Source organism: Sutcliffiella horikoshii, assembly GCF_002157855.1.
GTDB lineage: Bacteria > Bacillota > Bacilli > Bacillales > Bacillaceae_I > Sutcliffiella_A > Sutcliffiella_A horikoshii_C.
The window spans coordinates 1,076,557-1,090,476 of the sequence record NZ_CP020880.1 but is presented as its reverse complement, the minus strand read 5'-3'; the positions used below and the strand labels follow the sequence as shown (position 1 = coordinate 1,090,476).

12 protein-coding genes are annotated in these 13,920 nt (G+C 39.4%); 4 read left to right on the top strand and 8 right to left on the bottom strand.

Annotated elements, in window-relative coordinates; all coding sequences use genetic code 11:
• Positions 1-21: 21 nt before the first annotated feature.
• From sftI to B4U37_RS05745, 5 genes are all read right to left on the bottom strand, one after another.
• Positions 22-1,365, bottom strand: a complete 1,344-nt coding sequence (gene sftI, locus B4U37_RS05765) for a sulfoquinovose isomerase (RefSeq protein ID WP_010198252.1) — start codon at positions 1,363-1,365, stop codon at positions 22-24.
• Positions 1,366-1,491: 126 nt separating this feature from the next.
• Complete coding sequence (locus tag B4U37_RS05760; protein ID WP_198317086.1) at positions 1,492-3,531, bottom strand: alpha-glucosidase; 2,040 nt, start codon at positions 3,529-3,531, stop codon at positions 1,492-1,494.
• A 12-nt stretch (positions 3,532-3,543) separates the two neighbouring features.
• Positions 3,544-5,322 carry a solute:sodium symporter family transporter gene (locus tag B4U37_RS05755; RefSeq protein ID WP_088017464.1) on the bottom strand — a complete coding sequence of 593 codons (1,779 nt, stop codon included), beginning with the start codon at positions 5,320-5,322 and terminating at the stop codon, positions 3,544-3,546.
• 38 nt (positions 5,323-5,360) lie between these two features.
• Positions 5,361-6,038, bottom strand: a complete 678-nt coding sequence (locus B4U37_RS05750; RefSeq protein ID WP_088017463.1) for a DUF4867 family protein — start codon at positions 6,036-6,038, stop codon at positions 5,361-5,363.
• Between the two features lie 73 nt (positions 6,039-6,111).
• Positions 6,112-6,792, bottom strand: coding sequence for a transaldolase family protein (locus B4U37_RS05745; protein WP_010198246.1), 681 nt, complete (start codon positions 6,790-6,792; stop codon positions 6,112-6,114).
• 272 nt (positions 6,793-7,064) lie between these two features.
• Here B4U37_RS05745 and B4U37_RS05740 point away from each other — a divergent pair, with 272 nt between their 5' ends.
• Positions 7,065-7,454, top strand: coding sequence for a DUF4395 domain-containing protein (locus B4U37_RS05740; RefSeq protein ID WP_342746496.1), 390 nt, complete (start codon positions 7,065-7,067; stop codon positions 7,452-7,454).
• A gap of 403 nt (positions 7,455-7,857) precedes the next feature.
• On the opposite strand, the gene B4U37_RS05735 is transcribed toward B4U37_RS05740, so the two are convergent.
• Together B4U37_RS05735 and B4U37_RS05730 are read right to left on the bottom strand one after the other, a co-directional pair.
• Positions 7,858-9,399, bottom strand: a complete 1,542-nt coding sequence (locus tag B4U37_RS05735) for a bifunctional GNAT family N-acetyltransferase/carbon-nitrogen hydrolase family protein (RefSeq protein WP_034775079.1) — start codon at positions 9,397-9,399, stop codon at positions 7,858-7,860.
• A gap of 174 nt (positions 9,400-9,573) precedes the next feature.
• Positions 9,574-11,250 (bottom strand): glycoside hydrolase family 13 protein, encoded by a 1,677-nt coding sequence (locus B4U37_RS05730; RefSeq protein ID WP_088020170.1) that lies wholly within the window; start codon positions 11,248-11,250, stop codon positions 9,574-9,576.
• 228 nt (positions 11,251-11,478) lie between these two features.
• Here B4U37_RS05730 and B4U37_RS05725 point away from each other — a divergent pair, with 228 nt between their 5' ends.
• Positions 11,479-11,913, top strand: a complete 435-nt coding sequence (locus B4U37_RS05725) for a disulfide oxidoreductase (protein ID WP_010198239.1) — start codon at positions 11,479-11,481, stop codon at positions 11,911-11,913.
• Between the two features lie 23 nt (positions 11,914-11,936).
• Positions 11,937-12,398: a thioredoxin family protein gene (locus B4U37_RS05720; RefSeq protein WP_342746495.1), complete on the top strand. Its 462-nt coding sequence runs from the start codon at positions 11,937-11,939 to the stop codon at positions 12,396-12,398.
• Between the two features lie 26 nt (positions 12,399-12,424).
• On the opposite strand, the gene B4U37_RS05715 is transcribed toward B4U37_RS05720, so the two are convergent.
• On the bottom strand, positions 12,425-12,838 hold the full coding sequence (locus tag B4U37_RS05715) for a DUF5365 family protein (protein WP_088017460.1): 414 nt from the start codon (positions 12,836-12,838) through the stop codon (positions 12,425-12,427).
• Between the two features lie 162 nt (positions 12,839-13,000).
• On the opposite strand from B4U37_RS05715, the gene B4U37_RS05710 reads away from it, so the two are divergent.
• Positions 13,001-13,897 (top strand): RluA family pseudouridine synthase, encoded by an 897-nt coding sequence (locus B4U37_RS05710; protein ID WP_088017459.1) that lies wholly within the window; start codon positions 13,001-13,003, stop codon positions 13,895-13,897.
• Positions 13,898-13,920 lie beyond the last annotated feature (23 nt).

Sequence of the window (13,920 nt, the reverse complement as noted above, 5' to 3'; positions counted from 1 at the left end):
CCTTAGACAAGCAAACTCTTTTTAAGAGCCATAGATTTCTGTTTTAATTCCTAGCATTCTACCAAGTTCAACTAGTTCTTCCACCACGTCATCGTATACTAAGGCAAAATGCGGCTCAAATCCTTCATTCATAACCTCGTATAATGTCTCTGTCACATCTTTTTGCAGGGCAACTTCTACAGAAGTACCTTGGAAGTGCTGCGGAGAGTCAAGCGCTTCTCCTTTCATAATCAGTAAACGATACCCTTCTGGTGTATGACTCACTCGGAAGATGGTGACTCCACCTGCTTTTAATCCAAAGTCCATGGTGAATCCAAGTTTTCTGTTTGGATGAACACCTGCTGTTGCACCCGTCTCTTCTCTTGCTAAGGAATACGCCCCTGCACCACAATGCCAGAATACAACAGAATTGTTTTCTTCATTTACATGGACAAGGTCCCCAAGATACGGTGCTTTTCCACCGCTCAATTGTTGTAAAACAAACATGGATACAGAGCCATGAATGTCTGACTCACAGGATGAAACGACGCCGTCTTCTGTAAATTGAGATAGAGTGGAACAAGCCGCAGCTCCTAAATCGTTGAAAAAGTCTGGCCAGCATCTAACCGCAATTGCCTGTATGTCATGTGCTTCGATATGCTTTTTGACATAAGTAGAGAATTGGGCGAATTTCGTCACCGTTTCATCTGATCGATTTAAGCCGATTACTTGCTGCTCTGCTCTTTCAATGGCAGGTAACCATTCCTCTTTTGGTAGCTCTACACATTCTTTAAATGCAGTTTGTAAATCCATTTTATATAAGTTCACGCCAAGTGCTTCTTTAAGTTCTTGTTCGTTTGTGTCTGAGAAGAAAAATCCCGGGGGATGTTCTCCCACTACACCGATTGTTAATTCATTTAATTGCGCAAGGACTCTACTTACTTTCAATTGTTTAGTTAATTTATCTTGAAGCTTTTGTTCATCTGGATTTCCAAATACAAACGCAAAGGTGTGGTTATGATTTCGTAATACATTACTTGTGCTGTTTCCGCCTGTTAAGGAATTTAGACGTAAGCGTCCACCTACACTTGGTTCTCTAACAGACCATACAATAACAGGCTCTTTTCTATGCTTTAAGATCTCAACCATGAACTCTCCATCAGCAAATGTGACACTTTGATATAGAATGGTATCAATTTTTTCATGTTTAGCTTCTTGCAAGAAAGCTTCCAATTCTTCTACAGAGGTTAAAATACCATTGGGCTCGATTACCTTTGCACAGGTAGCATTCAACCATTCAGAACTTTGAAGACGATATGCTTCCCCTGCTTCTAAATCAAATGTTTTTCTTCCGATAGGTACATATAAAATATTGTTAGTTAGCATCATTAGTTCCCCTTTATGAATAGGCTTACATTGAGTATAACATAGGTTACTACCTTTTTGTAAATATCATAACCTTTGTTTTTAATAGAAAGGGACTGTCTCTTGTAAAATCAGTCCCTAATTCTATTACTTTATTTCTTTTAATTTTCCAAATAGATCTGCCCACTCAGAGTCTTTGCGGTAGAAAACAGGTGGTTCACCGATTGGTGCTTCCACAGTAATATTCCCGCCTGCATATTCTTTTCCACTCCAAACATGTATCCATTCATCTTCAGGTAGGTATACGTCCCAAGTTGTAACTCCTTCATCATAGACAGGGGCTACAAGGAGGTCTTTCCCATATAAATATTGATATTGTATGTCATAAGTTGCTTCATCATTTTCATAATGCATGAAAAGCGGTCGTTGTACAGGTGTACCTTTTTCTGCATTTTGTTTCACCAAACTCTTTGTATACGATGCCAATGTTGTATAAACGGTCGTCATCTTTGCTAACTGGTCTAGAGAACGTTCTGTGTCGTCAAACTGGAAGCAGTCGTAAGGTCTATTTCCTTCATGGGAACGCATAACAGGTGTGAAAGCGCCAAGTTCAGTCCAACGCAACAACAGCTCTTCGTTTCGCTTGTTGCCAAACAAGCTGGTGTATCCGCCGATATCACTATGATGCAATCCGTTTCCAAGCATCCCTGCGGAAAGTGCTGCAGGAATGACGGATGCTAAACCATCATCCAGAGTGAAGTCCACACTCTGGTCACCGCCCCATAGTAATGTATTGTATTTTTGTATACCTGTATAGCCTGCTCTCATGAAGTAGACAACTTCCCCTAATTTTCCTGATTCTTCAACTGCTTCATAATTGACTTTTGCCCACATGGTCGGCCATGCATTATGCATTTCCATTGGATCTTCTCCACTGTGCAGCTTCACATCTGTAGGAAGATACTCGCCAAAGTCAGCCATCCATCCGTCTAAGCCAAAGCCAATCAGATTATCTTGAATGACCGTTTTATACCATTCCGTTGCTTCAGGATTAGTAAAGTCAACCACTCCGCAATAGAACTCGCCAAAGTCTACTAGATAAACTTCATTCTCCTCATTCAGTGCCAAATATCCTCTTTCTTTGGCTGTTGCAAATAAATTCCCTTCCACTGCCACATAAGGATTGATGTATCCTAAGAAACGTATTCCTTTTTCTTTCCATTCGTGAATCTTAGTGTCCAGATTTGGATACACTTCGGGATTCCATTGCCAATTCCACATAAGACGCTTTCCAAAGGAAGTCATACGGATACCTTGCCAATCCTGACACCAAACTCCGCCAACTTTAACGCCTTTTGCAAGAGCCTTCTCAAGTTTTTCTTCGACTACCTCCGTACCACCCTGTATCCCCAACCAGATTCCGTTATAAGTCCACTCTGGTAATTCTGGCTGACGACCGAATCGATCGGTGATTTTTTCGAGCAACCCCAAAAAGTCATTTGCGCCTTCAAGCACGACCTCTTTTGGCATTTCCCAAATTTGAAGCTCATGAAAAGAATCATTTCTGAAATCAAAATCAGCATATGCTGTCGTTTCCACATGGCAATAATATTTTCTGCTTGATACAAAAGTAGGTTGAGGATAATTTGTATGATAATAATCTCCGCCGGCCATCCCGGTAACATCTGATTGCCACGTTACATAGGTACTTTTATTTCTGCCAACACCTGGTTCTGAAGTCCAAAGAGGGAAGTTCTTTCCTCTCATATTAAAGTGAGTCAGCTGTTCTCCACAGCCGTACACATTCTCCTCTTTATTTGCCTTCAGACGGAGCCAGAAGCGATTGATATTCTCCGTTGCTTTGACAAAAACGAGTTTTACTTCATTTTCTTTTTGCACCAACTGAACGGTTACAACAGAAGGTCCATTCGGGTAACTTGCAAAATCTATTTTAATAGAATCGCTTTCGTTCCTTACTTGGATAAATGGAAGAGCTAGACGCTCCGTCACATAGTCTTTAATGTCAAAATTGCCACGAAACATCTTAACGTTCTCTTGTCCTTTACCTACAAAGAGGAAGGGAGCGTCAGGAGAGTGATGAAGAATCTCCTCCCCTTTCCACGTCACAGTAAAACTATTATTCTCGGTCACTACTTGCATCATTTCATTTTCTGTGAAAACTGCCATGGGATATCCCCCTTACGCTGATTTTTTATTATTGATAAGTTCTTCTTGTTTCTTATCTAGATAGTTTTCATACTTCTTATTCCAAACTTTCATGGATAAATAACTCATTATGATCGACACCAAGAGCACACTACCCATTATAGGCCAGAAATACGGTGAAACAATCGCTGTCTCATATGCTAAACCGATAGGTGAAAAGACAACATATGTCATAACCACTAGTGTTAATAAAATAACTGTAGTTAATAAAGAGTACTTCCAAGGAGCAAGCTCCACTTGTGCATTCTTTTTGTAAACATAAGGTGTTTTCAGAGGTTTAACGTTACCAATTAATAACATGATTCCAACTTCCACAAAGAATAGAATCGCATAAATATGAATAAAGTTCAGATCGATCGTGAATCCAAACATTTGATTAGTTCCCCATACAAGCATGTAATACGTAATTACGTGGAAGATTACTACCACTTTAGCAGCTAGTGCTGGAACTCGTTTGGAAAGCAGCCCTACCATTACGATGGTAATAATCGGAATGTTAAAGAATCCTGTAAATCGACGAATCAAATCCCATAGTCCTGTAGACGCTTCCATTAATAGCGGCGATACACAGAACGATACAAGGGCAATTAATACACCAAAGATTTTACTAATCTTAATAAGTTGCGCATCTGTTGCATTTGGATTCATCGTCGGTTTATAAATATCAAGTGCAAACATCGTCGCAGCTGAGTTTAATAAAGAATTAAAAGAACTGAAAACCGCACCAAGTAAAACCGCTAAGAAAAAGCCGGACATATAAGTTGGCAACAAGTCAGCAACAAGTGCCGGGTATGCCAAATCTACTGATTCAAAATTTCCTCCATATAAATGAAACGCAATGACTCCCGGTATCATCATGAATAACGGAATGGCTAATTTGAAAAATCCAGAGTATAGAACCCCTTTTTGTCCTTCTGATAAACTTTTTGCTCCTAACGTCCGCTGAATGACGTATTGGTTCGTTCCCCAATAAAAGAGGTTCGCAAAAATCATACCTGTAAAGATGGTTCCAAACGGTACAGAATCATCACTTCCGCCAATGGCATTTAATTTTTCAGGATGTGTAAGCGCGATGGTCTTCATTCCTTCTACCATACTGCCGTTTCCTAAAGCGACAAAGCCAAGAATGGGTATCAACATACCAATGAAAAGCAATCCTACTCCATTGATCGTATCCGATACAGCGACAGCTCTTAATCCTCCAAAAATCGCATAGATCGCTCCAATAATCCCAACTACCCAGATAATCAACCAAACAGATTGACCGTATGAAATTCCTAAAAGTTCCGGCACATCAAAAAGCTTTAATATTGCCAAAGCCCCAGAATATAGCGTAGAAGGTATAGTTACAAGGATATATCCTAACATGAATAATATTACGGTGTAACGACGTACCCCTTCATCATAACGGGTGCTTAAAAACTCTGGTAACGTTGTAAAAGCCCCTCCCAAATATTTAGGAAGCAAGTACAAAGCCATGATTGTGATAGCAAACGCGGCTGTCACTTCCCACGCCATATTGGTCATATTCTTCCCGTAAGATGCCCCATTAAGACCAACCAATTGTTCAGCAGAGAGATTTGTCAGCAACAGGGAACCTGCGATAAACATCCCCGTTAATCCACGACCTGCCAAGAAGTAACCAGTTGAATCGTTCACCCCTCCTCTTGTTTTCAGATAAGAAAACCAAGCTACTAGACCCATAAAAAACATACATGATAATAATGTAAAAAGGACATTAGACATCCCCATATCTGTCACCCCTTCAATTCCAGAAACTATTTAAGCGTTTACAATTTATAGAAAAGTTCGATATTTTCTCCACTAATCCCTGGATGTGCTCCCTTTTCCATGAGCACCTCTCTGTCCGGGTGTGCTAGAAGCCACTTGTTTTTCATAAATAACAGTTGGTCTTCTTTTGACTTTCTTTCAAGTCCTTCTTTTAATGGTTCATTCGTACCTTTTGGTAGAATAACAATCGTTTTAAAACCTTTATCCTGCACTTTGCAAGGAGCAAAATGAAGGGTTGTCGCATAAAGTTCAACCGCTTTTCCCTTCGGTACGAAGAAACCGGTTACATTATTACTTTTAAAAGTATTCTCTACGATATCTTGGACCTGTCCGAGCAAGAGAACCATATCGGTACATGCCATGTTGATTTCACTGGATTTATGATACTCCAATCCATTTAAAGTGGAGTTTCCACCATTACAATAACCAACTTGAATGTCCATTCCGCCATAGAAGTTATCTTTGATTAATTCGGAAGGCTCTCTTTGTTCCATTTCCGGAATCGATGCCATATAGACATTGCCTTCCATTGGAATATCCGTTTCATTCATATAGTTAAGATAACTTGTGAAATCGTATTCTTCTACTATTCTACCAAAAGGTAAGAATTCTTCATCATCTATATCGAAAATGGATAGATTTGTATTAAGTGATCTTAACAATTCAAGCTTAGACATTTACAACTCTCCTATATAGTAGCAGTGTTATATTAGGCAGGCTCTCCGTTGATGGAGAGCCCGGCTAATAGTATTACTTCACTTCTTCCAATTCCTTGGCAGTGTTATCCCATGCATCACGGAAAACACCTAGTCCGTAATCTGTAAATGGATGTGCAAAGCTTGCTTTATATACATCAAATCCGCATGTCACAATATCTGCACCAGCTTTGGCTGCATCTGCAATTTGTTTTCCGTTGCGAAGAGCTGCAACAATAATTTCCGTTTTCGCATTGTACATTTTGTAGATATCTACAATGTCTTGAATGTAAGGAGCTGTATCTTCTCCACTGTTTTCTTTCCAACCAACGAAAGGAGAAACAAATTTCGCTCCGATTCTAGCAGGTTGTAACGCTTGAGAAGGAGAGAATACCAATGTAACGTTGGTACGGATTCCTTCTTCTTCAAGTCTCTTCGCAGCAATAAGGCCTGGCTCCGTGCAAGGGATCTTGATGATGAAGTTGCTTGATAAACTAGCAATCTCTTTTCCTTCACGTACCATTTCTTCAGGATCTTCTAAGTGTGGATTGATTTCAACAGAGATAGGGAAATTCTCCACGTTTTTAAATTCTTCCCCTAATTCTTTCAATACTGTCAAGAAAGGCTTGCCACTGTTCATGATATGTCTTGGGTTTGTTGTAACTCCATCAATTCCCCAGTTCTTATACGCATAACGAATCTCTTCAATTTTTGCACTATCTAAAAAATATTTCATTCTAATTCCCTCCTAAAATGTCTGGATGTTTCTAAAATGATAATAATATTGTTACCTTTTGTAAAAGGTTATTACCTTTAACTACATAATAAGAAAACGTATACAAATTTGCAAGTGTTTTTTGATATTTTTTAATAATTTTCTAATAACAACAATATCCAGTTTTTATTCATTGCACTTCTTTCCTGGTATAGAGTATGATGTTAATAACAAATACCCGATAATACAGGTGGGATTAATTGCATATGAAAAATAGTACATTACCTAAACCTTTGGTCACTTTTAATCAATGGTTCATATTGACGACTGTCCTTCTTTCTCTTGCTACAGGTTTATACTTTCTAATGGCATTTCCATTGCTTGCAGGGCTGATGGGATTGTTGTTTAAATGGAATCCAGTTCTTATTGTTGCAAAGAAATTTCTATCTAAACCTGTAGGATCTTATCTTCAAGAAGACGTTGCCCAGCTGCAATTCAACCAAAGTATTGCCGTAGCCTGCTTGGCACTGGCGCTTTTTGGCTTTTATTCAGGATTTGTTGTTATTGGTTATGTGTTCGCCATTATGGTAGGTGTTGCGTCAGGAGTGGCTTTGATGGGCTTTTGCGTAGGATGTTTTATCAGGTTTCAGTGGCAGCAGTATAGATATCGTCGGGCAAGCTAGTAAAATATATGAATATTATTGAGGTGAACTCCTTATAGGGGTTCATTTTTTTGTCGGAAATTAATTCTAGAACGTATGAAGACCTCCTACTTCGAAAACCCTTAAAGATTGTCCTCATTTACCTCGTATGACGACCTCCTACCCTGAAAACGCTCAAACATTGTCCTCGTTCACCTCGTATGACGCCCTCTTACCCTGAAAACCCTCAAACGTTGTCCTCGTTCACCTCGTATGACGCCCTCTTACCCTGAAAACCCTCAAACATTGTCCCCATTCACCTCGTACGACGACCTCTCCCCCGTCATTCATCCCTTTCATAAACTAACAGCCCGCTACTCACCTTCAAAACTTGTAATGCACACTCAAAAAAGCGATCCCAAAAAGGATCGCTTTCACACTAACATCATTTTTTATACTTAATCTCATAAACATCTCTGCGTCGGTCTTTCAACTGACGCACCGTTCCTGATTGGCGCTGGCGTCGGAGAATCTCTAAATCTACATCTCCGATGATTACCATTTCAATATTCGGGTTACACTCCCCTACAATTCCGTCCCTTGCAAACTCAAAGTCGGAAGGAGCAAAGATAGCTGACTGGGAGTACTGGATATCCATGTTCTCCACCTGAGGAAGATTTCCGCATGTTCCTGCAATAACCGTGTAAATTTGGTTTTCCACCGCACGTGCCTGCGCACAATAGCGGACACGCAAGTAGCCTTGGCGGTCTTCCGTATTGAATGGACAGAAAATGATATTTGCTCCCTTTTCTGTTGCAATGCGGGCAAGCTCAGGGAATTCGATATCATAGCAGATTTGTATCGCAATTTTTCCGCAATCTGTATCAAAGACACGAACACTGTCTCCTCGGCTTATTCCCCACCATTTTCGCTCATTCGGTGTAATATGCAATTTGTACTGCTTTTCAATCGTTCCATCGCGTCGGAAGAGGTAAGCAATGTTAAATACCTTCTCATCCTCCTCAACGAAGTGAGAACCTCCGATGATATTCACGTTATATTTTACCGCAAGATCTGTAAACAGTTGGATATACTGTTCTGTATACTCAGTTAGACGCTGAACCGCTTTGCTAGGTACCTTTTCATGAAGGAAGCTCATCAATTGAGTTGTAAAAATTTCCGGGAACACAGCAAAATCAGCACCGGCATCTGAAGCGACATCGGTGTAGTACTCCACCTGAGTGGCAAATTCTTCAAAGGAACTTATCGATTTCATCATATATTGAACCACACAGATCCTTACAGGGAAAGAAGTTTTGAAATGACGCTTAGTCTGCGGGATGTACTCCACATTGTTCCATTCCATCAGAGTAGCATATTTGTTGGAAGCTACATCATCTGGAAGATAACCCGGGTTAATACGCATTAAAGTAAACTCATTCAACAATTGGAAGGAAAGCACAGGATCATAAATTTTATGACGCATTACTTGTCTAACGTACTCCCGTGGAGTCATCTCTTCTGCATATTTATGGTAGTTTGGGATACGGCCACCAATGATGATACTTTTCAAATTAAGCCTGCGTGCAAGATCTTTCCGAGCTTCGTACATCCTGTGCCCAACCTTCATACGTCGGAAACCTGGATGCACCATTACTTCAATGCCATATAAATTATAACCATCTGGATTGTGGTTGGTAATGTACCCTTCATCTGTTATATCGTCCCAAGTATGACGATCATCATATTCATCAAAGTTAATCAATAAACTTGAGCACGAACCGATTATTTCCCCATCATATTCTGCGCAAAGCTGTCCTTCTGGGAACATATTTAAATGACTTTCAAGATGTTCCGGCTTCCATGGCTGCATGCCTGGAAAGCACAAGTGCTGAAGTGCAATAATATCATCTATGTCTTTCATTTCTATGTTTCTGATAATCATTTTTTTCTCAAATTTAGATAAATCGATTTTTGACAATGCCATCATCTCCTATCCTTATGTACAAACAACTAAAAACGGGCCCTTTCTAATGTAAAACGAAAACGGAGAATTGCCCAATATTACTTATTCCCCAATTTTATCATAACAAAACACAAAACAATAAAGGACAGCCACCCTGCCCACCAAAAGTAGGTCAAGGCACCTGCCCCTACACTATCAAATTTTATAAACTCTTGCTTCCCAAGGACGCAACTCAAAAGAGTTTGCTTCCTTTTCGGCTACTTCATAGTTACTAATAAGTAGTTCTGCATATTTTAGGTCAATAGAACTGTCGAACTTGTGAGTATTTCCCGAGAAATTTGTCACAACAAGGAGAGTTTCTTCCCCTAGAGTACGAGTATATGCAAAAATTTCTGCATGTTCCTCATACATCATTTCAAATGAACCATACACAATTACCTCATGTTGCTTACGAAGTTGTATTAATTTACGGTAGTAATGAAAAATAGAGTCCTTATCATCAAGCGCTTTTTCTGCATTGATCTCCTGATAATTTTCATTCACCTTGATCCAAGGGTTCCCTGTTGTAAAGCCTGCATGTTCAGAGTCATCCCATTGAACTGGAGTTCTAGCATTGTCACGGCCTTTTGTATAAATGGATTGCATGATTTCTTGTGGACCTTCTCCATTTCCAACTACCCGTTCATTGTACATATTCAACGTTTCAATATCCTTGTAATCCTCGATCGAGTCGAACTTGATATTAGTCATCCCAAGCTCTTCCCCTTGGTAAATATATGGCGTTCCTTTCATCATATGCAGACATGTTGCCAACATTTTAGCAGAAGTGACACGGTATTCCTTGTCATCTCCCCATCTGGACACGATACGAGGCTGATCATGGTTGTTCCAATATAAGCTATTCCATCCGCCATCCTCAAGCTCTGACTGCCATTTGCCAAGAGATTTCTTTAAATCACGCAAGTCTAAAGGTTTTAAGTGCCACTTATTCTTTCCAGGCTGCGTATCAAGGTCCATATGTTCAAATTGGAAGACCATGTTTAATTCCTTACGCTCTTCTCCTGTATAAAGTTTTCCTTCTTCCGGTGATACGCCTGGCATCTCTCCAACAGTCATGACATTATAATCTTCCAACACTTCTTTATGCATTTCTTGAAGGAATTCATGAATACGAGGCCCATTCATGAAATACTGATGACCGGAAACATACTTCTTGCCTTCCACCTTTTCTCCATCTGGCAACCCTTCCACTTTGGATATGAAGTTAATGACATCCATTCTGAATCCGTCAATACCCTTATCCAACCAGAACTTCATCATATCGTATACTTCTTGACGCAACTTAGGGTTTTCCCAATTCAAGTCTGGTTGCTTTTTAGAAAAAAGATGCAGGAAGTACTCATCCGTCTGCTCATCATACTCCCAAACAGATCCGCCAAAAGTAGCCTCCCAGTTGTTTGGCTCAGTCCCATTCTTCCCTGGTCTCCAGATGTAATAATCACGATATGGGTTATCCTTTGATTTTCGGGACTCCTGAAACCACTCATGTTCATCTGAACTATGGTTTACCACAAGGTCCATAATCAATTTGATGCCCCTCTTATGCATCTCCGCAAGCATTTCTTCCCAATCTGCCATTGTACCGAACTCATCCATGATGTTGCGATAGTCACTTATGTCATAGCCATTATCATCATTTGGAGATTTATAGACAGGGGAAAGCCAGACAACATCCACACCTAGCTCTTTTAAGTAATCAAGTTTTTCAATGATTCCTTGAATATCGCCTACCCCATCGCCATTTGAATCATTGAAGCTTCGAGGGTAAATCTGATAAACTACTGCTTCTTTCCACCATTTTTTTGTTGTCATAACTGTTCCTCTCCCTATCTCTTGTTTATTTATCATATATTCCCTGTTCTTGTTAATGAAATCGATTCCATAATCATTGTACAAGATAGAACCCACTATTGGAAACCGCTTTCTTTCTTAAAGTCAAAAAAAGTTCACATTCATAGGGTGGGATTAGTTTTGCAATAATGAAAAGTAACGACTATAATTTTAGGAAAAGTATCTTGAATTCAAAAGAGGAGCGTTACCGTGGACCATTCCAAAAAAATAGAGAACCTATTGCTTGCCTCTGCAATCATTGCCCTTGTAGCTTCATTAGGTAGCTTATATTTTTCAGAAGTATTGTTGTATGTACCTTGTGAGCTATGCTGGTATCAGCGGATATTAATGTACCCTTTAGTTATTTTGCTCGGGATTGCAGCCGTTAAAAAAGATGCTGGTATTGTAACCTACGTTCTTCCTCTATCTATTATCGGAGGAAGCATATCTATCTATCACTACTTGGTTCAAAAAGTAGCATTTTTCAGCGAGAACTCTGTTTCTTGTGGAGTTGTACCGTGTACTGGTCAATATATTAATTGGTTAGGCTTTATCACCATTCCATTTTTAGCACTCATCGGTTTTACATCTATTACTGTTATATTGTTTTATGTAAAAAAACTTTCAAAGAAAGCAGGTAACTAACCTTGAAAAAACTTATCATTATAATGGCAGTTATTATGGCCATCTTTATTGCACTAGTAGTTGTAACTAATATTCAGCAAAAACAAAACGTGGAGGGCAATCCTTTCGGTAAGGACAAACTTCATACAGAAACACAAAAGCAATTAGATGATCCGCTGTATCAAAACATCATTACACCTGATCAATTGAAAGAAGATCTGGATTCCGGGGAAACGAAAACCATTTACTTCTACAGCTCCACTTGCCCTGCATGTAAGCAAACAAGCCCTGTTGTTGTTCCAATGGCCGAAGAGATGGGAATAGATATGGAGCTTTACAATCTACAGGAATTCGAACAAGGCTGGGATGATTACCGAATCAATTCCACTCCTACCTTCATCCATTTTGTAGATGGACAAGAAGTAGAACGTTTAGAGAACTATCACCAAGACAGCAGCGTCTACACCGAATGGTTTGAAAAAGTAAAAGAAACTCCTAGCGAATAATCGCCAGGAGTTTTCTTTTCGTTACTTCAAATTAAAAAATGATTGGAAGGTCGAATGAACTTACTGAAAACATTTGACTTGCTAGGTTTTTGCACAAACTGATCAATCGAAAACGGGAAGGAAAACCCGAACTCTCCTAACATATTGACATTCCTTTTAAATATTTCACGATGCTTAGTAAGTACGTCCTCTTCTTGGATTGTTTCAATAACTGCAATAATTGCTTGAAGGCATGATATGATATGAAATGCTTCTTTCAATGTTCCATTATAATCGGAAAAAGTATCATGGACTTCTCCAGTGTGAAGGGATAATTGCTTTGCAAGGTTTTCTATCTCTTTATCTGTGAAATAATAAGGAAGAATGTTCGTTAAGAGGTGTTGAACCAATTCCCCGATATGGTTCTCTTGCTCTGGAGTTGAAGCGTATACTACTTTCACGAATTAAAACCACCCTTGTAACTTCTCTATAACAAAAGAGTAACATAAATGCATCTTTATTTGGGTAGGTAGTTAATGGAATCCATAGACTCATTACGACAATATAATTTGATCATCACAAAAACATCGACAAGAGAGAAAGATTAATAAAAGGAGCTTATAATGAATAACCAAACGCTAACATTTTGCGTAACAAACAACAGGTCCCTCCCACTACAAAGTTATTTAAAAGATGTAATTGGTATTCCTAAAGGTCATCTTCATGAACTGAGAATGTCTAAAAAAGTGATGGTGAATGGGGAGAACCCCAACTGGACACACCTACTTAAGGAAGGCGATCGAGTTTCTGTCCCTATTCTACCAGAAGATATAACTCCTATTGCTACCGAAATGGATATTAAAATCATTTATGAGACTGAACATCTTTTGGTAATCAATAAAGAAGCAGGAATGGACACACATCCCTCTTCAGATCAAGACTTCCGCTCTCTTTCCAACGGAGTGGCGCATTATTTCAATAATAACGGAATCTCATCTAAAGTCCGTCATATACATCGTTTAGATCAAGACACCAGCGGAGCCATCCTGTTTGCAAAACATGCTATTAGCGGTGCAATCTTGGACAGGATGCTGGAGGAAAGAAAAGTTAAACGGACTTATTTGGCACTTGTTGAAGGCATAGTGAAAACACCCGAAGGAACAATAGATAAACCAATTGGAAAAGACCGCCACCACGCTTCAAGAAGACGAGTCTCCCCTAATGGACAAAAGGCAATAACACACTATAAAGTTGTTAAGACTTATCCAAAAGAACAACTAACACTTGTAGAGTTAACTTTAGATACAGGAAGAACGCATCAGATCAGAGTACATATGAGCAGCATTGGTCATCCCATTTATGGCGATAAGCTTTATGGTTCGAAAAACAAACATCATCGCCACAGCCTACATGCATGGAAATTAACTGTTCCACACCCGTTTAATGGAGAAATCGTAACAGTCCATGCTCCTGTACCAAGAAATTTTGGCCCTTCCTTTTTAAAATTAGAAGAACTGTAGAATACTATTCATGTTCACAAGAT

Excerpts from the sequence above, each read along its gene's own strand:
- sftI (WP_010198252.1), bottom strand. The coding sequence starts at position 1,365 with ATGCTAACTAACAATATTTTATATGTACCTATCGGAAGAAAAACATTT.
- B4U37_RS05760 (WP_198317086.1), bottom strand. The coding sequence starts at position 3,531 with ATGGCAGTTTTCACAGAAAATGAAATGATGCAAGTAGTGACCGAGAAT.
- B4U37_RS05755 (WP_088017464.1), bottom strand. The coding sequence starts at position 5,322 with ATGGGGATGTCTAATGTCCTTTTTACATTATTATCATGTATGTTTTTT.
- B4U37_RS05750 (WP_088017463.1), bottom strand. The coding sequence starts at position 6,038 with ATGTCTAAGCTTGAATTGTTAAGATCACTTAATACAAATCTATCCATT.
- B4U37_RS05745 (WP_010198246.1), bottom strand. The coding sequence starts at position 6,792 with ATGAAATATTTTTTAGATAGTGCAAAAATTGAAGAGATTCGTTATGCG.
- B4U37_RS05735 (WP_034775079.1), bottom strand. The coding sequence starts at position 9,399 with ATGGCATTGTCAAAAATCGATTTATCTAAATTTGAGAAAAAAATGATT.
- B4U37_RS05730 (WP_088020170.1), bottom strand. The coding sequence starts at position 11,250 with ATGACAACAAAAAAATGGTGGAAAGAAGCAGTAGTTTATCAGATTTAC.
- B4U37_RS05720 (WP_342746495.1), top strand. The coding sequence starts at position 11,937 with ATGGCAGTTATTATGGCCATCTTTATTGCACTAGTAGTTGTAACTAAT.
- B4U37_RS05710 (WP_088017459.1), top strand. The coding sequence starts at position 13,001 with ATGAATAACCAAACGCTAACATTTTGCGTAACAAACAACAGGTCCCTC.